The 18,187-nt window shown below is 60.3% G+C and carries 20 protein-coding genes and 1 pseudogene; 13 read left to right on the forward strand and 8 right to left on the reverse strand.

Going from position 1 to position 18,187, the window contains the following annotated elements:
• Positions 1-296: pseudogene (locus F759_RS44110) on the reverse strand (hypothetical protein); the annotation flags it as partial.
• Between F759_RS44110 and F759_RS0117035 the strand changes: the two are divergent.
• From F759_RS0117035 to F759_RS45160, 3 genes are all read left to right on the forward strand, one after another.
• Positions 208-1,335, forward strand: coding sequence for a collagen-like triple helix repeat-containing protein (locus F759_RS0117035; RefSeq protein WP_244438852.1), 1,128 nt, complete (start codon positions 208-210; stop codon positions 1,333-1,335). The pseudogene F759_RS44110 and the gene F759_RS0117035 sit on opposite strands and share 89 nt — an antisense overlap.
• A 75-nt stretch (positions 1,336-1,410) precedes the next feature.
• Positions 1,411-2,697: an isoprenylcysteine carboxylmethyltransferase family protein gene (locus F759_RS0117040; RefSeq protein ID WP_027800936.1), complete on the forward strand. Its 1,287-nt coding sequence runs from the start codon at positions 1,411-1,413 to the stop codon at positions 2,695-2,697.
• A 457-nt stretch (positions 2,698-3,154) separates the two neighbouring features.
• Positions 3,155-3,442 (forward strand): transposase, encoded by a 288-nt coding sequence (locus F759_RS45160; RefSeq protein WP_152530662.1) that lies wholly within the window; start codon positions 3,155-3,157, stop codon positions 3,440-3,442.
• Positions 3,443-3,449: 7 nt separating this feature from the next.
• On the opposite strand, the gene F759_RS0117050 is transcribed toward F759_RS45160, so the two are convergent.
• Together F759_RS0117050 and F759_RS0117055 are read right to left on the reverse strand one after the other, a co-directional pair.
• The gene (locus F759_RS0117050; protein WP_027800937.1) at positions 3,450-4,844 is read right to left on the reverse strand and encodes a sensor histidine kinase; all 1,395 of its coding nucleotides are present in this window, start codon (positions 4,842-4,844) and stop codon (positions 3,450-3,452) included.
• Complete coding sequence (locus tag F759_RS0117055) at positions 4,834-5,511, reverse strand: response regulator (protein WP_027800938.1); 678 nt, start codon at positions 5,509-5,511, stop codon at positions 4,834-4,836. The genes F759_RS0117050 and F759_RS0117055 overlap by 11 nt, the downstream gene beginning before the upstream one ends.
• 286 nt (positions 5,512-5,797) lie before the next feature.
• Between F759_RS0117055 and F759_RS0117060 the strand changes: the two genes are divergently transcribed.
• The 4 genes from F759_RS0117060 (at position 5,798) to F759_RS0117075 (ending at position 9,089) form a co-directional block, all read left to right on the forward strand.
• Entirely contained in the window at positions 5,798-6,817 is a 1,020-nt protein-coding gene (locus tag F759_RS0117060; protein ID WP_027800939.1) for an ABC transporter substrate-binding protein, read from the forward strand.
• 38 nt (positions 6,818-6,855) lie between these two features.
• Complete coding sequence (locus F759_RS0117065; RefSeq protein ID WP_027800940.1) at positions 6,856-7,650, forward strand: ABC transporter ATP-binding protein; 795 nt, start codon at positions 6,856-6,858, stop codon at positions 7,648-7,650.
• A 16-nt stretch (positions 7,651-7,666) separates the two neighbouring features.
• Positions 7,667-8,530 carry an ABC transporter permease gene (locus tag F759_RS0117070; RefSeq protein WP_027800941.1) on the forward strand — a complete coding sequence of 288 codons (864 nt, stop codon included), beginning with the start codon at positions 7,667-7,669 and terminating at the stop codon, positions 8,528-8,530.
• Positions 8,531-8,771: 241 nt separating this feature from the next.
• Positions 8,772-9,089 (forward strand): DUF4148 domain-containing protein, encoded by a 318-nt coding sequence (locus F759_RS0117075; RefSeq protein WP_027800942.1) that lies wholly within the window; start codon positions 8,772-8,774, stop codon positions 9,087-9,089.
• A gap of 351 nt (positions 9,090-9,440) precedes the next feature.
• Here the strand turns inward: F759_RS0117075 and F759_RS0117080 are convergent, their stop codons facing one another.
• A complete protein-coding gene (locus F759_RS0117080; RefSeq protein ID WP_027800943.1) occupies positions 9,441-9,689 on the reverse strand; it encodes a hypothetical protein in 249 nt (82 codons plus the stop codon).
• 295 nt (positions 9,690-9,984) lie between these two features.
• Positions 9,985-11,031 (reverse strand): squalene/phytoene synthase family protein, encoded by a 1,047-nt coding sequence (locus F759_RS0117085; protein ID WP_027800944.1) that lies wholly within the window; start codon positions 11,029-11,031, stop codon positions 9,985-9,987.
• 95 nt (positions 11,032-11,126) lie between these two features.
• Here F759_RS0117085 and F759_RS0117090 point away from each other — a divergent pair, with 95 nt between their 5' ends.
• The 3 genes from F759_RS0117090 to F759_RS0117100 all read left to right on the forward strand — a co-directional run bounded on the left by F759_RS0117090 (position 11,127) and on the right by F759_RS0117100 (position 13,869).
• Complete coding sequence (locus F759_RS0117090) at positions 11,127-11,597, forward strand: MarR family winged helix-turn-helix transcriptional regulator (RefSeq protein ID WP_244438853.1); 471 nt, start codon at positions 11,127-11,129, stop codon at positions 11,595-11,597.
• 443 nt (positions 11,598-12,040) lie between these two features.
• Complete coding sequence (locus tag F759_RS0117095) at positions 12,041-13,513, forward strand: ATPase domain-containing protein (RefSeq protein ID WP_027800946.1); 1,473 nt, start codon at positions 12,041-12,043, stop codon at positions 13,511-13,513.
• Positions 13,514-13,518: 5 nt separating this feature from the next.
• Positions 13,519-13,869, forward strand: a complete 351-nt coding sequence (locus F759_RS0117100) for a response regulator (protein ID WP_027800947.1) — start codon at positions 13,519-13,521, stop codon at positions 13,867-13,869.
• 18 nt (positions 13,870-13,887) lie between these two features.
• On the opposite strand, the gene bla is transcribed toward F759_RS0117100, so the two are convergent.
• Positions 13,888-14,862, reverse strand: a complete 975-nt coding sequence (gene bla, locus F759_RS0117105; protein WP_027800948.1) for a class A beta-lactamase — start codon at positions 14,860-14,862, stop codon at positions 13,888-13,890.
• A gap of 99 nt (positions 14,863-14,961) precedes the next feature.
• Here bla and F759_RS0117110 point away from each other — a divergent pair, with 99 nt between their 5' ends.
• Positions 14,962-15,840, forward strand: a complete 879-nt coding sequence (locus F759_RS0117110; RefSeq protein WP_027800949.1) for a LysR family transcriptional regulator — start codon at positions 14,962-14,964, stop codon at positions 15,838-15,840.
• On the opposite strand, the gene F759_RS0117115 is transcribed toward F759_RS0117110, so the two are convergent.
• Positions 15,837-16,088 (reverse strand): hypothetical protein, encoded by a 252-nt coding sequence (locus tag F759_RS0117115; RefSeq protein ID WP_027800950.1) that lies wholly within the window; start codon positions 16,086-16,088, stop codon positions 15,837-15,839. The genes F759_RS0117110 and F759_RS0117115 overlap by 4 nt on opposite strands.
• 53 nt (positions 16,089-16,141) lie before the next feature.
• Positions 16,142-16,636, reverse strand: a complete 495-nt coding sequence (locus F759_RS0117120; protein WP_027800951.1) for a lecithin retinol acyltransferase family protein — start codon at positions 16,634-16,636, stop codon at positions 16,142-16,144.
• 462 nt (positions 16,637-17,098) lie between these two features.
• Here F759_RS0117120 and F759_RS0117125 point away from each other — a divergent pair, with 462 nt between their 5' ends.
• Both F759_RS0117125 and F759_RS0117130 read left to right on the forward strand, forming a co-directional pair.
• The gene (locus F759_RS0117125; RefSeq protein ID WP_013342362.1) at positions 17,099-17,386 is read left to right on the forward strand and encodes a hypothetical protein; all 288 of its coding nucleotides are present in this window, start codon (positions 17,099-17,101) and stop codon (positions 17,384-17,386) included.
• A gap of 5 nt (positions 17,387-17,391) precedes the next feature.
• Entirely contained in the window at positions 17,392-18,162 is a 771-nt protein-coding gene (locus F759_RS0117130; RefSeq protein ID WP_027800952.1) for a PP2C family protein-serine/threonine phosphatase, read from the forward strand.
• Positions 18,163-18,187: the final 25 nt, after the last annotated feature.

Raw genomic sequence — 18,187 nt, forward strand, 5'->3', positions numbered from 1 at the left:
TCAGGCACTTCAGGCACTTCAGGCACTTCAGGCACTTCAGGCACTTCAGGCACTTCAGGCACTTCAGGCACTTCAGGCACTTCGGGCACTTCGGGTACTTCGGGTACTTCGGGTACTTCGGGTACTTCAGGCACTTCAGGCACTTCGAGCACTTCGTCCACACCAATCGGCAATGTGGTCGCCAACGCCAGCAACCTCATTACCGCCGTGGGTACGACCGTCGCCGATACCGGCAGTAAAGTCACGGGCACATCCGTCCCGGGAGTCAACAGCGCGACCACCACGAATCTGGGCAATGCCGTTGCCGATCTGAGCAACGCCGTGAAGGCTCTCGGCGGCGGCACCGCGGCTGGCCTGGGTGCATTGGGCAGTTCGGCGAATTCACTTGATCCCACACTGACCTCGACATCAGGCGTCGTGTCGAATACCGCTGCGGCTGTCACGTCGGTCGGCGGCGTGGTCAAGAGCCTCGGCAGTGGACCGCTTGCCCCGCTCTCGCCGCTAACGTCGACGCTTGGCAGTGTCGTCGGCGGCGTTGGGACTGGTTTGGACGCTGTCGGCGCGGGACTGAACAGGCCGCTCTCCAGTGCGCCGGTTCAGCAGGTCGAAACTCAACTTAGCTCCGCAATCAGTCCAATCACGCTCTTCGTTTCAAACACGACGCAGACGATCGGCAATGCAACAGGACTCGGCTCGCCTCTCAACACGCTGCTGAGCACGCTCGGTAACGGCCTCGACGCGGCGGGCGTGAAAGTGTCGGGCGCAACCGGCGACCAGGTCGGCAAAGACATCGGCGGAGTGGTGAGTCAGTTGGGCAAGACAGTCACGACCACCGGCGGACTGTTCACCGGCACAACGACAAATCCCCTCGCGCCGCTCACCGGCATTCTCGGCCCGCTCCGCGGCACGAGCGGAATCGGCGGCGTATCGATTCCGCCATTGACGGGCCTGATCGGCAATCTCGGCTCATTGGGCGGCAACGCGGGCTCGGGCAGTTCCAGCGGCAGCGGCATTGCGAGCCTGCTTACACCGGTCACTGCACTTCTCGGCAAGGCTGGCTCGTTAGGCGGCGCAGGAGGCACTGGCGGCACGAGTGGAACAAGCAGCCCGCTGGCGCCGGTCGCGACCCTTGCCGGATCGCTGACGTCCGCGCTCGGCGGTGTCGGAGGCTCGCAAAGCGGCACGCCTGGCAATCCGGTCACCGGTCTCATCACCGGCTTGACAGGCGGATCCGCCAGTGGCCCGAGCGGCGGCACATCGACCAGCAACAACCCGCTCGCACCGGTGACGAACCTTGTCGGCGGATTGCTCGGCGGGGTCACCGCTTCCAGATAAGTAGGATACCGAAGCGGCCGGGCTTCAAAAAACAAAGCGCCCGGCCGCTGTCTATGTCATGACCACGAGGATGACATGAACTCCAGCACCGATACGATAACGCGCGCCGACGATCCGGCTCCGCGTTCGGCGACGCCGTTCCCGGTCGGCTTGTTCGGCATGGTCGTTGGCCTGTTGACGTTATGGCTCGTGCGCGATAGCACCGCCCTGGATGGCGCAGCGCGCAGCAGTGCCGCCTGCCTTGCGATCATTGCGACCGTGGGCGCCTATGAACTGTTCGTCGCACGCGTCTATTTGCGCCCGAGCGCCGGTCTTGCGAGGCGCGCAGTGCGCTCGCCTGGCATTGTCCGCGTCGCCATGCGTCTCGCGGCACTTGCCGCCATCTACGCCGGCATCGGTGCGCTGTACTGGCTATTGCCTGAATATCACGGCGCGTTCTACAACCCGTTCTGGTCGCTTATCGCGACACTCGCGCCTTACGTTGCCATCGCGGCGCCGCCGTACTTCGTCTGGATGGACACGCATCAGCGCGAAATCGACGATGCCTATTTGCTGCTCGCACGCTTTCTGTTACGCGGCGAACGCCCGTCGAACTGGCGTCCCGTACGCGAAATGCTGGCCGGCTGGATGGTCAAGGCGTTCTTCCTGCCGCTGATGATCGTGTATCTCTCCACCAATGCGACTCATCTCGACGCCTCGCTTAACGCGGCACTGAACGCGCCATCCTTCCTTGCAACGTTTCGCTTCATGTATGACCTGTCGTTTGCGATGGATCTGATGTTCGGCACCGTGGGCTATCTGTGCACACTTCGCATTCTGGACAGCCATGTGCGCAGCGCGGAGCCGACCACGCTCGGCTGGCTGGTCGCACTCATCTGCTATCAGCCTTTCTGGTCACTGATTTCAAGTCAGTACATTCGCTACGAAGGTTCGATCTTCTGGGACACCTGGCTTATTTCGATGCCGCTCCTGCGTCTAATATGGGGCGCGGCGATTGTCGCGTTACTGCTGTGCTACGCGTTCGCCACCATTTCTTTCGGTTTGCGGTTTTCGAATCTGACCAATCGCGGCATCATCACATCGGGACCTTACCGCTTGACGAAACATCCGGCCTACCTCGCCAAGAACCTGTCGTACTGGATGGTGACGGTCCCGTTCATCGAACCTCTCGGTTGGCGAATCGCGCTCACGCATTGCACAGCGCTCATCGCGGTAAACCTGCTGTATTTCATTCGCGCGGGAACTGAAGAGAAGCACCTAATGAACGATCCGGACTACCGCGCATACGCCGAGTGGATCGCCCGGAACGGCATGTTCGCAAAGCTCGCTCGCGCGCTGGGATATGAACGTCATGTGGCCTGAGCCGACGCCGCCGATATCGCCTCGATATGCGTCAGTAAGACTACGCCGAAAAGTACTGCAGATATCGTCTACAACAGACGTCACTAGCAATGACCTAACAGCGTAACAACGTAACGGAAACGACGACGAGCGTGGCGATTAACATGGCTTCGATCAACGACACGGGTCTGTCCCGTATCGTCAACCAGGCGATGCTATGCACAGTTTTGGCAGGTTATGGAATCGGGCCCGGCAACACGTCAAGCAAACTGTAAAGCCGCGGGCCATAACGCGTTGCGGCCACGAAGGCACGTTGGCGGGAACGCCATCTCGTGAGTCAGGACGAACCGCCCTGCCGCTCACATCCACGAAGCGCTATCGATCCAGGATCGATTTGACCGAATAAAAAACTTTCACTAGCATCGACGGGAAGCAGTTGAAACGACTGCGCCTCCCACACAGTCATTCAAGCCGGCCGATGCTACAGATTCCCCTCTCCGATGCCGACTGGGCTCGAGTCCAGAGTTTATTTCCGGAGCCCGTTTCGACTCGCGGACGACCCCGCCGCAGCGATCGCGAGATTCTCAACGCGATACTCTGGTTGCAACAAAAGAATGAGAAGTGGCACAGACTTCCGGCAACGTTTCCGCCACAGCAGACCTGTTATCTTCGGTATATGGCATGGAAGAAGTCGGGCGTGCTCGATCAGGTGAACGAGCGCTTACCGGTGCGCAAGCCTGGGTGCGCCACCTGCTGCGATACCTAGCAAGCTGTTAGTCCGCGTTTGAATGCGCCGACGCGGCACGCGGAAAAGATACGCTGATATGCACGCCTTTGCCGCCCTCGCCTGGTTCAAGCGCGATATTGCCTTGATGCGCGTCCGCGATTTCGCGCACGATCGCGAGTCCGAGACCGGTGCCTTCAGTATCCGTCGACGCGCGAAAGAACGGCTCGAATATGCGGCTGCGAGATTCGGCTGGAATACCGGGACCGTCGTCGATCACGCTGACGGTGACCGTATGTGCATCGGCGGTCACGGCTGCTGTGACGTGCCCGCCGCAGCCGGTATAGCGAACCGCGTTCTCCACGAGATTGGCGATCAGTGCCTGGAGCAGCCCGCGGTGTCCCGCCACCGGCGCAATATCGCAAAGCTCGGCGCCGAGATCGATTTGCCGCCCTTGTGCAAGCAACGCGAGGTCTTCCACCACTTCCATCGCTAACGGCACGAGGTCCACCCTCTCGGCGATCACCTGCCGGTTGTCTGCTGCCTCGGCCTGAGCGAGCAATAACAGCTTGTTGGTGAGCCCGACCATCGAGCGGTTGCTGCGATGCATGGCGGCAAGCGCTTCATCGAGCGCGGGATTCACGCCGCCCTGCTGCCGCGCGAACTGCAATTGCGTGCCGAGCAGAGTGAGGGGCGTGCGCAGCTGATGAGCGGCATCCGCGATAAAACGGCGTTGCGCGGCGACCTGCACGCCGAGGCGTGCAATGCACTGATTGATCGCTTCGACAATCGGGCGCAATTCCGTATGCAGACGGTCCACACGAATCGGCTCCAGTTGCATCGGATCGCGATCGGCAACTTCGTCTTTCACCTTCATCAGTGGACGCAGTTCGAACGTTAAACCAATGCACACGAGCGCTACCGCGAGCGCGATCATTTCTATCTGCCGTATAAGTTGCGGTTGCCACAGTTGCTCGGCCATCGCGTCGCGCGACCGCACGGTTTTGCCGACGGTGACACGCACGCGGCGCGTTGCGCCGTTGTCGTACATGAGCCGTACCAGCCCCACGGCGCGCACGTCCTGGCCGTACAGTGCGGTGTCGTAGTGCTCGGGTGTATCGGCTGCTTGCAGCGGATGCGGCGCAAAGTCCGGGGTGCCAGCAAGCAGTTGCCGGTCATCAACATTCACGCTGTAGAAAACCTGATCGCGATAGGGCGATGCGAAGATTTCGAGCGCCGCAGGCGGTACATCCACGCGCAGAAAACCGTCTACCCATTCCACTTCGCCCGCAATCATTCGAGCAGACGAAATAAGCTGATTGTCCTGCACGAGATCGGCCGTTCGCCGCGCATTGTCGTATTCGGCTTTGCCGGTCACGAATACATACAACGCGAGCGGCACCAGCAACCACCATAACAATCGGACGCGCAAACTATTGGTCATCTTCTTTCTTACGCAACAGATAACCGAGTCCGCGCAGTGTGACGATAGCCGCCGAACTGCCGTCAAGCTTCTTGCGCAAGCGGGAGATATAGATCTCGACCGCGTCTTCGCTCGGTTCATCGGCGAGCGTGAAGATAGCGTCGACGAGCGCGGGCTTGGTCACCGTTTTGCCCAATCTCAGGATCAGCGTTTCGAGCACCGAGCGCTCGCGCGGCGTGACGTTCAGCGGCGCGCCTTTCAATGTGAACTGGCGCGTGTCGATGTCGAATGAAAGGTCGCCGCACACGACTTCGCTCGCCTTTGACGGTGACTGACGACGGATCGCCACCTTGATTCGCGCGATCAGCTCGCGCACTTCGAATGGCTTCACCAGGTAGTCGTCCGCGCCGGCGCCGAGCAATTCCACTTTCTCGTCAATCGAGCCGCTCGCCGTCAGAATCAGCACCGGCGTTGCGTCGCCGCGCTGACGCAGCCGGCGCAGCACGTTTTTCCCGGACAGCTTCGGCAAATTGAGGTCGAGCAGAATCACGTCATAGTGATTCGTGCGCAGCAAGCGGTCCGCCGCATCGCCGTCCTGCACGGCGTCGAGCGCGAACGCCTCCTGTTCCAGCATCTTCGCGAGCCAGTGAGCGAGCGTGGGATTGTCTTCTATGAGCAGCAGCTTCATGGCGCAAACGGCGAAAGTCAGGGCGTCGATTGTGCCGCAAAAAAAGGGCGTTGCGCGTATCACGTGGGGTTTGTGGCATACAGTCCCGTGTTTTTACCTAGGGCCTGCGGTGCATGCACCGCTCACGGTTTTCGGCACGATTTCGCGCGCTTCGGGGTTAACACTCATTATTTGCCGGCACCGCCGAAAGCTGCCAGAAGGTTTCCGATTTCTATAATCGCCATCATTCACTCAAAAAGCGTCGCATGCTCCATAGGGCGGCGGCCAAACTTCAGGAGACTGCCTCATGCGTACCTTGCGCCAGATTGCCGCTGTGTCCGGTGTTGCGTTTGCCCTTGCCGCAGCTTCGTCCGCCGCTCACGCGGAAAAGCTCACGATCATGGTCGGCGGCGCCACCAAGATCATCTACTTGCCGGCCAAGCTAACTGAACAGCTCGGCTACTTCAAGGACGAGGGCCTCGACGTCGAAATTCTTTCGCAACCGGCGGGCGTCGACGCCGAAAACGAACTGCTCGCGGGTGCGGTGCAAGGTGTAGTCGGTTTCTACGATCACACCATCGATTTGCAAAGCAAGGGTAAGGAAGTGCAGGCGCTGGTGATCTTCGGTCAGGTGCCGGGCGAAGTCGAAATGGTCTCGACGAAAGCGGCGGACACCTTCAAGAGCATGGCCGACGCAAAAGGCAAGACGCTCGGCGTGACCGGCTTGGGTTCCTCGACAAGCTTCCTCACGCAATACCTCGCGCAACGTGCGGGTGTGCCGTCCACGCAATACACGCTGCTGCCCGTAGGCGCCGACAACAGCTTTATCGCGGCCATCAAGCAAAGCCGCATCGACGCCGGCATGACGACCGAGCCGACCGTCTCGCAACTGCTGAAAACCGGCGACGCCAAAGTGCTGGTCGACATGCGCACGCTCGAAGGCACGCGCGCCGCGCTCGGCGGCACCTATCCGGCTTCGAGCTTCTATGTGCAACGCGCGTGGGCCGATTCGCACAAGAGCGACGCCGCGAAGCTCTCGCACGCTTTTGCAAAGACGCTGAACTTCATCGCGACGCATAGCGCTGAAGAAATCGCCGCGAAGATGCCGAAGGACTACTACGGCAATAACAAGGATCTGTACGTAGGCGCATTGAAGGCTTCGCTGCCGATGTTCACGAAGGACGGCAAGATGCCCGCCGACGGCCCGGAAACCGTGTTGAAAGTGCTGTCCGCATTCAATCCTTCGGTGAAGGGCAAGCACATCGACCTTGCCAAGACCTACACGAACGACTTCGTGGCGGCACCGGTCAAGACCGCGGCGAAGTAACGCCATTCACCATCACGAGAACTGCGAGGCACCAGCCGATGAACCAACCTATGTCACGCGAGACGCCTGCGATCGAAATGCGCAACGTATCGTGCCGTTTCATTTCTCCGGACGGCAAGGCAACGATCGCGCTGCGCGACTTCAGCATGTCGGTGGCGCGCGGCGAGTTCGTCGCGATTGTCGGGCCTACCGGCTGCGGCAAATCCACCACGCTCAGCATGATTACGGGCTTGCTGAAGCCCACCACCGGCGAAGTGCGCGTGATGGGGGCGCCGGTCGACGGTATCGATCCGCGCATCGGCTTCGTGTTTCAGGCAGACGCCGTGTTTCCGTGGCGCTCCGTAATCGATAACGTCGCGGCCGGTCCGCTGTATCGCGGCCGCTCGAAATCCGCGGCATATGACGAAGCGAACGAATGGTTGCGCCGCGTGGGTCTCGACAAGTTCGGCAAGCACTATCCGCATCAGCTGTCCGGCGGTATGCGCAAGCGCGTGGCGCTCGCGCAGACTTTCATCAACCGGCCGGAGATCCTGTTGATGGACGAACCGTTCTCCGCGCTCGACATGCAAACGCGCACGTTGATGCAAGACGAGTTGCTGCAATTGTGGGGCGGCGCCGGCTCGGTGGTGTTTGTCACGCACGATCTCGAGGAAGCGATTGCACTCGCCGACCGCGTATTCGTGCTGACCGCGCGCCCCGCTACGCTTAAGAAGGTCTACGAGATCGATCTGCCGCGTCCGCGTGTGACGTCGGAAGTTCGCTACGACCCGCGTTTCATCGAAATCTCGCGCGACATCTGGCACGACCTGCGCGAAGAAGTGCAGATCGGTTAATCAAGGAAAGCGAAACATGTCTACTACCCCTCAACACATGATGCCCTCCGGCCTCGACGCCGCGTCGCTCGCGCAAGTCGAACGGGTCGCGCAGAAACGTATCCGGCAGCGCCAGGTCCTCGTGATTGCACTGCGCATCGCGGTACTCGTGATCGTGCTCGGCGGCTGGGAACTCTCCGCGCGCCTGAAGTGGATCGACCCGTTCTTCTTCTCGATGCCGAGCGCGATTTTCGATCAGATCGTCGACTGGTTCGTGAACGGCACGTCTCAAGGCCCGCTTCTCACGCAGGTGTGGGTCACGCTGGAAGAAACCGCGCTCGGCTTCCTTATCGGCTCAATCGGGGGTGTGTTCTGCGGCATCCTGCTCGGCCGCAACAAGCTGCTGTCGGACGTGTTCAGCCTCTACATCAAGATCGCCAACTCGATTCCGCGTGTGGTGCTCGGCTCGGTGTTCGTGATTGCGCTGGGCCTCGGCATGGCTTCGAAGGTCGCACTCGCGGTGGTGATGGTGTTCTTCGTCGTGTTTGCCAATGCGTTTCAGGGCGTGCGTGAAGCCGATCGCTACATGATCGCGAACGCGCAGATTCTCGGCGCGTCGCGTCGTCAGGTGACCACGTCGGTCGTGATTCCGTCGGCATTGAGCTGGATTCTCGCGAGCTTGCATGTGAGCTTCGGCTTTGCACTCGTCGGCGCAGTGGTCGGCGAATTCCTCGGCTCAAAACAAGGTATCGGCTTGCTGATATCCACCGCACAAGGTGCGTTCAACGCCAGCGGCGTGTTTGCCGCGATGATCGTGCTGGCCGTGGTAGCACTCGCGGCAGACTATCTGTTGACCGCTGTGGAGCAGCGTCTGTTGAAATGGCGACCCGCCGCCGTTTAAGTACAAAGTTGCCGCGCCGTGGGAGACACGGCTTGAACAGAAATGCCGTTCGGTCTTCGACTGAACGGCATTTTTTCTTTTGAAGCTCAGTTCTTCACCCCGTTCTTTTATCTCAATTCCAGCAACGAAGTTTACCGAAAAGCCCCATTACTCTCTCCAGTTTGCAAACATAGAATGTAATCACTGGCTGCGAACAACGATGTTCGTAGCGCGATAAAGACCAAACTGGAGGTAGTTCATCATGAAATCACTTATTCAAGCTGTTGTTATCGCCACTGTGCTGGCCGCTCCTGTCGCTTCGTTTGCGCAGTCCAACCAGCCTGTGACTCGCGCCCAGGTGCGCGCCGAATTGATCCAACTGGAAAAGGCCGGCTATGAGCCGAGCCGCTCGGACCCTTACTACCCGGCCGACATTCAGGCTGCACAAGCTCGCGTCGCCGCGCAGAACGGCACTGCGCAGCCGGCGGCGTCGAGCTATGGCGGTGTGGCAAACGGTTCGTCGGACTCCGGCCGCACGGTGTCCACTACTGGTGCAAAGTCCATCTACTTCGGTAATTAAAGGTTGGCAGCCAGATCTGGCAGTAATGCCGTGATCTCGCAGAAAACCGGGCCGCAGGGCTCGCCGGCGTTCGCGGCAGTGCACCGCTCGCTGAGCCGATGAGGTGCAAACTGCTTCGTCCGTTGCAAATGAACTGGCCCGCGACCGGTTGTTCCGATCGCGGGCCAGTTCGCTATTCGTTACCTCCGTCATCGGCCACCGATGACTTCGCCTGGGCTCACCGGTCCAGGCGCTTTTTCTGCGCCGACCGTTGCGCGTGCAACTGGCCTGGTCGTTAGTTGCGTGGTGGCGTCGCGGGTCAGGTCATTTGGCAAGTCACTCGCCAGTTCAATCGCAAGCTAATTTGCGACCTCAATCGCGAGCGATAAGATCGCCCACCTGGCCGCGGCCAGTGACGAGACAGCTCGACAGGAAATTCTCACCCTGGCCGCTCGCGCCGGCATCTCCGAAGCCCTTCTTCAGCGCATTTGCCTTGACGAGTTCCGCGCCCTGGTGGCACGTGATCGTTCCCACTTCGCCGGCCTGCGCGCGCATCAGCGCACGATCCGCCATCAGATAGCCGAGCAGCAGCACCACCGCAATATTGAACGCCTGTCTCATGGATTGTCTCCTCTTTCGAAGAGACTAACGCGAACCATCGGCACACGGTCTTAGGGGTTTCCCGATTCGGGCCTGTCTGCTGATGCAGGTTAAATCAAGCGAATTCAGGGAATGGTGCCGACCTGGCGCAGCAGATGCAAACCGCTTGCGCCGCCAATGCCCGGATCGCGTGTAGCGTGTCGCAATGTAGTTTTCCGGGGGTCGCCATACGAGCCTGGATCGGACAAAGAGTTTGTCGACCGAACTACGGCTGCAGATGCTTTTAATCAGTACGCTCGTCCGCAAACAGTCTGGGTCAGAACCGCGCTTCGACGTCGCGGATGCGCTGCTCTACCGATCGACGCACCAGCGCATTCGAGGCCACCAGCAGCAGCGACGACGCAATGATCCGATAGACCGCGTTCCTGCGCACTTTCGAGACTTTTTGCGGGTCGAGCCACGCATCGTTGTCCACGAGCAGCAGCAGCGTTTCGAGCCCGATAAGAATCGGCCACAAACAGGCAAGCCTCAGCCGCACGGAAAACGCAGGAATGGCGAGTGTGTAATCGAGCGCCTCACGGAAATGATCGAGTGTTTTGCGCAACAACTCGATCATCAGCGGACGCGCACGCACCGAGTTAGCCGGCAACAAAAGGTCTTGCGGGCTTAAGCCATGCTGATCCAGCAACGTTTGCGGGAGATAGCAACGACCGATACGCAGATCCTTGCCGCAATCGCGCAATACGTTCGTCATTTGCAGCGCCTTGCCGAATCGCACGCCACGGTTCGCCATTATTTCGGGTCGCTCTTTCAGCGTGCTTGGCATATGCGCGTAGGTCATGGTGGTCCAGAATTCGCCGACACAGCCTGCGACCAGATACGTATAACGGTCGAGTTCCTCATATTCCAGCAGCGCCGCGATGCGGCCTGAACGTTCATCGGGAAAGGTGCGCAGGTCGAATTCCATCCCCTCGGTCAGCGTAGAAACGATCTCGCGCACGGCCTTGCGATCAGATTCGCTTAACTGGCCCAGCACGTCGAGCGCCGGGCCGAGCGATTCGAGCAACACCTTCTCGTCCGAATGGCTTTGCTGTCCAGCGACTTCAGCGGCCATGCGCTGAACCAGCGCAGCGTCGGTCGCGACACCGTTGACCTGGTCGCGCAACGAGAGAAGTAACTGAAGCCGCTGCTCCGGCGCGATCAGCGAGGTATCCGCAATCGTATCGGCGGCACGCGCGAGCAGATAGGCAAGGCCGATCGGGTCGCGCATTCCTGTCGGCAGCACGCGCAGCGTCAGGTAGAACGAGCGTGATACGCCTTTCAGGAGCGGGCCGAGAAGGAAGGCCCGGGTCGGATTCGGCATGGGTGCGATGTCAGTATTGGCGAAATTCAGGCGGTGCCGAATTGTATACGGCAAGCCGCGCTAAGATGCGGGATCGCCTGAATCTCATGCCGACAATGAGCAAAAACCAGAATTCGACTCTTGAAACCACCACTACGCGTGCCCGGCGACCCAGCCTGCGCCTGACCTATGTGATCGGCAGCCTCGACCGCATCTTGCGGCGCCGTATGAGCGAGGCGCTTGCGCCGCTCGGCTTGACGCTCGCGCAATTTACCGCGCTGTCGGTTCTCGAAGCGAAGGGGCAGGCGTCAAATGCGCAGCTTGCAGAGCGCTCGTTTATCACGCCGCAATCGGCCAATGAAGTGATGAACGTCATGGCGAGCCGCAATTGGGTGAGCCGCGAGCCGGATCCGACGCACGGCCGCATCGTGCTGCTGCAATTGACCGACGAGGGCCGGGCCGTGCTACGTCAATGCGAGCAGGCGGTGAGATCGATCGAAAAGCAGATGCTCGAAGGCATCGAGTTCGAAGCGGCCGGCACGGTGCAGCGTCACCTCGAAACTTTCGTCCGCAATCTGCGCGGATAGCGTCGGCATGCAGCCAACCGTTTGATAAGGATGGCTAACATATATGCTCACGAGTGAACGCGTGACCTGTCGAGGGTGCGCCGACCTCGCATGGCGAGCTATTGTCTCGCTCGCTGGCACAAAGCCGCGTGCGTTTGTAAGTAGCGCTGCGGGTACCTGTTTTGTACATTTGTGTACCTGCACGAACAACTTTTTCAATTTCCGGTGAACGTCGTTGCGTCGGCGTTCAAGCGCAGCCCCTTTCGCTCGAACCGTTCGCCCGCATCCCACCGCGCGATATGCCGGTATTCAAGCGGTTGCCGGCCACGTAGAATTGCGAGCGTCCAATGCTCCGTCTGCGTTATCGCCGGGCATACCCGGGAACAGGCTTTGCGCGGGAAGTTAGTTTGAGTAACGGCCGGACCTTCGAGCCGTTGCTCCTCGCACTTCAACCACACACCATAATGACTATTCACGAATCGCAGACCTCTCTTCGCGCCAACGTCGAAACGGGCGTTCCCGGTCTCGACGAGATTCTTGGCGGCGGTCTGGTACGGGGCGGCGTCTATCTTCTCGAGGGCATGGCCGGCGCGGGCAAGACGATTTTATCGAGCCAGATCGGCTTTCACCGCGTAAGCCGGGGCGAGAAGGTGCTGTACATGACCCTGATCGCCGAATCGCATGACAAGCTGCTCGCGCACCTGAAGCGCCTGACTTTCTTCGACGAAAAAGCTGTCGCACAGCAGATGCTTTTCGTCTCCGGCTATCACGAACTGATGCAGGACGGTCTGGACGGTTTCCTGAAACTGATTGCGTCGAGCATCTACGACTACCGGCCGAGCCTGATGATCATCGACGGCTTTCGCAGCGCGCGCGAGTTCAGCGAAACCGAACTGTCGTTATCCAAGTTCATTCATGAACTGAACGCCCTCGTCGCGGCAATGGACTGCACGACGCTGCTCCTCGCGCCGCTATCCGGCAACGAGCCGCATCCTGAACATACGCTCGTCGACGGTCTGATAGAACTGAACCGTTATAGCGACGGCATGCGCCGCTCGCGCGAAATCGAAGTGCACAAGATGCGCGCCCGCAATCATCTGATGGGCAAGCACTACTTTCGCATTGCCGAGAGCGGGCTTCTGATGTTCCCGCGTCTCGAATCGCAGTGCGCCCCACCGAGCGGACCGGTGGACCTTAGAACACGGATCAGTTTTGGTTTGCCGCATCTGGACATCATGTTCGGCGGCGGTCTGTCGCAAGGCTCGACCACGACGTTGATCGGACCTTCGGGCGTTGGCAAAACCATGCTTTGCCTGCAGTTTCTCGCGGCAGGCGTCGCGCGCGGCGAACGTTGCCTCTATCTTGGCTTTTACGAAGGACCGCAAAGACTGATCGGCAAAGCCGAGGCCGTCTCGATTCCGCTCAACGATGCATACGAGGACGGTCGTCTCGTGATTCAATGGCAGCCGGCCGTTGAACTTGCCGTCGACGAAATCGCCGCCAACGCGCTCGCCACGGCGAGGCAAATTGGAGCGACACGTATGGTGATCGACGGCGTCGAAGGCTTCCGCGACTCCGCGTTGCGCGTCGAGCGCTTCGGCCTGTTTCTGAACGCGTTGCTGCATCAGTTGCGCGAAGCCGGCATTACAACCCTGGTGACCGAGGAAGTGCCTCTCTATCCCGAGCACGGCAATTCAAGAAGCACGCGTGTTTCCGCACTCACCGAAAATCTCGTACTGCTGCGCTATGCCGAAACCGAAGCAGGTCTGCGGCGCGCGATCTCGATCGTCAAGCAGCGGGAAAGCGCTCATGACCCATCTGCACACGAACTCGTGATCTCCTCGCAAGGTCTCGATGTCATTGAAAGCCCGTTCAGCGCCGCAGCTTCATCGGCGTCTGGCTTGTCCGCGACGTTGCAGCCGCGGCGACCGGCGTAGCGCTCATGAAAACCATTCTGGTTGTGGATGACGAATTCGACATCCTCACGGTATGGCGGCTGCTGCTCGAACGTCACGGCTATACGGTGCTGACCGCTTCGAATGGCGCCGCCGCGCTCGAGCAGATACGCAGAACGAGGCCAGACATCATCGTGTCGGACTGCATGATGCCGGTCATGTCGGGGCTGCAACTGTGCGCGGCGCTTTACGCCGATCCGGATCTGCGCACCATTCCGGTCATTCTGTGCAGCGCGGCTGCCGACATTCCCTTGCAGCCCAATCCGTCGATTCAGTATGCGCGCAAGCCGATTTCATTCGACGCACTGCTCGTGATGCTCAAGCGGGTCTCGGTGTAGCGGCCGTTCGCGCAGCCGTCAAACGGATTCCGCTACCAGCGCGCCGACGTTCGCAATCGCCGCATTGCAGCGCGCGGCGTTGCCCGCAGTCCCGGTCAGATAGACCGCCACAAGAATAGGACCGCGTCCCGGCGGCCACAGAATCGCCACGTCGTTCGCAGTGCCGTGATCGCCTGTGCCGGTCTTATCGCCTACGCCCCAATCCTTCGGCAGTTTTGCGCGGATCCGCGCGCCGCCGGTCTCATTGGCCGCGAGCCAGGCGAGCAATTGCGCTCGCGACGACGAAGCCAAACGCTCGCCGAGCACGAGCTCACGTAGATTGCCGAGCATTGCGTTCGGCGTCGTGGTGTCGCGCGGATCGCCGGGCGTCGCCTCGTTAAGCGTGGGCTCGTTACGATCCAGACGCGTGATGCCGTCACCGAGACTGCGCGCGAATGCAGTCAATGCGGCGGGGCCGCCAAAGCTCGCCAGCAGCAGGTTGGCCGCCGTGTTGTCGCTGAGCGTGATCGCCGCCTTGCACAACTCAGCGACGCTCATTCCTGCATTGCCGGTGCGCTCGCGCGTATGCTTCGATGTCGCCGGCGAGTTCGACACAAGCTCGCTTTGCGAGTAGACGATGCGGCGCTGCAAGTCTTCCTCGCGGCGGTCCACCCGCGCCAATATCGCGGCTGCGGCGAGCACTTTGAACGTGCTGCACATCGGGAACCGTTCGTCCGCATGCAAGCCGGCGTGCAGGCCCGATGCAGTGTCGACGATCGACACGCCCAGCCGGCCGCCGCTTTCTGCTTCGATCTGCTTGAGCCGCGCGCGGATCGCATCGGCCTTTGCGAACTGTTCGCGCTGCACTGCCGCTCTCGTTCGCTTGACCGATTCGGCCTGCTTGCCCCATGCATCGCCGCTGCTGAAGGCAGCGCTAGCAACACCAGCAACACTAGCAACACCAGCTATCGAAACGCCCATCATCGCGCCCGCAAATTTTCTTCTCGTGATCATTGCCGCTCCTTGTATGAAGCCGCAACTATCGGGTTTCGAGCTTTCGCTGACAAACGATGATAAGTTAATGCGCTCACAAGAAAAACTTATGCCTCGGCTATGAGACCCTATCTTCCGCTTAATGCGCTGCGCGCCTTCGAATCGTCTGCGCGGCATCTGAGCTTCACCCGCGCTGCGCTCGAATTGAACGTCACGCAGGCCGCCGTCAGCCAGCAGGTCAGAACGCTCGAAGAACGTCTTGGCACCACGCTATTCAAGCGCTTGCCGCGCGGCCTCGCGATGACCGACGAAGGCCTTGCACTGCGCCCGGTGCTCACTGACGCATTTGATCGCATCGAGGCGGTGCTCAAACAATTCGAAGGCGGTCACTTTCATGAAGTGCTGACCGTCGGTGTGGTGGGCACGTTTGCGGTCGGCTGGCTCATGCCGCGGCTCAAGTCGTTCCGCGACGCCCATCCTTTTGTCGAATTGCGGCTGCTGACGAATAACAACCTCGTCGATCTGGCCACCGAAGGTCTCGATTTCGCGATCCGCTTCGGCGACGGCACGTGGCCCGGTTCACTCGCCACGCGCCTGCTCGACGCGCCGCTCGCGCTGCTCTGCACGCCCGAAATCGCCGCACGATTGTCGACGCCTGCAGACCTCGTCGGCGAAACGCTGTTGCGTTCCTATCGCTCCGACGACTGGATTAGCTGGTTCGCAGCTGCCGGCATTGCGCCGCGGCCGATTCGCGGCCCCGTGTTCGATTCGTCGCGGCTGATGGTAGAAGCGGCCATGCAAGGCGCGGGCATCGCGCTCGCGCCTGCGCTGATGTTCGATCATGAGATCAACACAGGCCGCCTCGTGCGACCGTTCGACGTCGAAGTGCAGGCAGGCAGTTACTGGCTGACATGGCTGAAGGGTAAAGCGATGATGCCCGCGATGCTGCTGTTCAGTCAGTGGCTCATCAAGGAAGCGGCTGGGCAGGCGCCGGACTAGCACAGACCCGTACGACGATAACCGTTCATTGCCGGCCGTTCAGCTTGCGGCGGAAACACGTTCCATGAGCCATCGTCGTGACGAAAGAAGAAGATGGACAACAAGCCGCCTGGACGCAGAGCTTCAACGCGCACGAAACGCTGATGTGAAGCGCGGTGGCAAAATTCCACCACTCGTGCGGGCATCGACGGAGTGGGCGCAAGCCATTTGTCGACGGCCCAGTGCAAGGTCTTTTCAGCGGCAGCCATGATGTTTCTCCTTGATCCCTTTAAGCTTGAATACCCGAGTTCGATTCGATAACTCACGCAAGCTGTGCGGCAAGCTGCCCGCCCTTCGCGCCGTTTTCGACGAATGCCTTCACGAGACACATCAGCACATGCATACCGGTGCGCGGATGGCGCAGGCTGCAATGCACCTGTTCGCTGCGGCTTTCGCCGAGCAGCACCCATGCACAGAAGTGTTCGCAGTTGTTCGTCAGCAGGCGATAACGGTTTTCGCCAAGACGTGAGCGCGCGCGACGCACCGCTTCATCGCCGATGTAACGTGCGCGGGGTGTCGCACGAATCGACAGCGGATGCCCCGCCGTGAAGCGGTCGAGCTCGATTTCTTCGATGGGGCCGCGATGCGCAGAACCTGCGAAGCCCGCGTAATGAACCACACGTCCGTTGCCCACGTAGATGCCGTGATGCTCATAGCCTCGGCGGGTTGAAACGAGATGCGAGCCGATCGGCAAATCGATGGTGGATGTCCGATCGCCCCCGGCATCTGTGCTCGTCTGAAGGTGGTTCGTGTTCATGGCTGGCCTCGTTTGTTTCCAACACTGTTGCGAGGTCTTTTGCATCATCTGGGCCATGCGCGGCGAGGCCTTTATTCATAGGGCTTTCAGCTAAACGCGGCGTTCCGAAGTACAGATGTGTGGGCCGGGAAGCGACAGAAAAAGCGTTGATGTGTTGGCACAGGGCGCTCTTTAATGCCGCTGCAAACGACGATTTAAAATCGCTGGCGCGAAAACTAACGTCACGCTAAAAATATGTTGGGCGCCACACCCGTTGGAGAGCGCGCATGTTGGTTGCCCGCCGACCTATCGTCTGGCGGTCCACTTCACGCGCAAAGCCCGAATGCGCGAAACTACAGGCCAGTCAACGCATTGCGGCGAAACACACCGGCGTCACGTACCAATTGGCATAGCACTTGCACCATCCTCGTCCAGATCCATTGAAACCGCGCGCATTGCGCACGCGGTCAACCGGAGAACGACATGGCTTCTATTTCTGTAAATGATCTTTCACTCAACCTCGCGCTCGACCGTAAAGCAATGGCGGCGATTCGCGGCGGCGGCGGAGCGCCCTGGGTGTATGGCTGGATTCAACCTTATGTGCGGGAAACGCCGAGCATTGGACCGGTCGTGAACCTGTACGAGGTCTCCAACAACTTCTATGCTAACCAGATGATCAACCAGTTCCAGTCGGTCGACGTGCGCAATACCGGCGCGAACTCGAACATCAGTGTCTCTCCCGACGCACGCAGCAGAAACGATATGGTGTAGCCGTTGTGACTTGTGCAAGCCAATTTCGATGGACGTCGTCCGCGCGTTCCGACGCGGGACGCGTGCGTGAAATCAACGAAGATGCCTGCCTCGACCAGTCCGAACTCGGACGCTGGGCCGTTGCCGATGGCATGGGCGGACACGCGGTCGGCGATCTCGCGAGCCGCCTTGTGATCGACGCGCTGAAGCGGCTTGCTTCGCCCGTCAGCATGAAGACGTTTATCGCCGATGCGCGTGCACATTTGCAGGTAGCGAATCGTCAGCTGAGAGAAGAGGCCGCGCGCCGCCAGGTGCAACGCATCGGCAGCACCGTCGTCGCGCTTCTCGCGTGCGATCGCTTTTGCGGCTATGTATGGGCCGGCGACAGCCGCCTCTACCTTCTTCGCGACGGACAGCTACGCCAACTCACGCGCGATCACAGTCAGGTGGAAGCGCTCAAGTCGCTCGGCGTGATTACCGACGAAGAAGCGCGGCATCATCCCGCGCAGCACATGATCACGCGCGCCGTGGGCGCGACAGATCTGCTCGAACTCGACGACGATGCGATCGAAGTCGCAGACGGCGACATCTTCCTGCTTTGTAGCGACGGCCTGAGCAACGAGATAGGCGAAGAGGACATGCTATCCGTGCTGACCACGGCCGCACACAGCAGCGCGCCCGATCAACTGGTGAGCCTCGCTTTGGAGCGCGGCGGCCGCGATAACATTACTGCGGTCGTGGTGCGCGCCGAAGACCCTTACGCCGCGGACAAAACGCTTCTAAACCCGGCGCCTTGAGTCGCATCCTTCTGACTTGCGGTTG

Source organism: Paraburkholderia dilworthii (genome assembly GCF_000472525.1).
GTDB classification, from domain to species: Bacteria; Pseudomonadota; Gammaproteobacteria; order Burkholderiales; family Burkholderiaceae; genus Paraburkholderia; species Paraburkholderia dilworthii.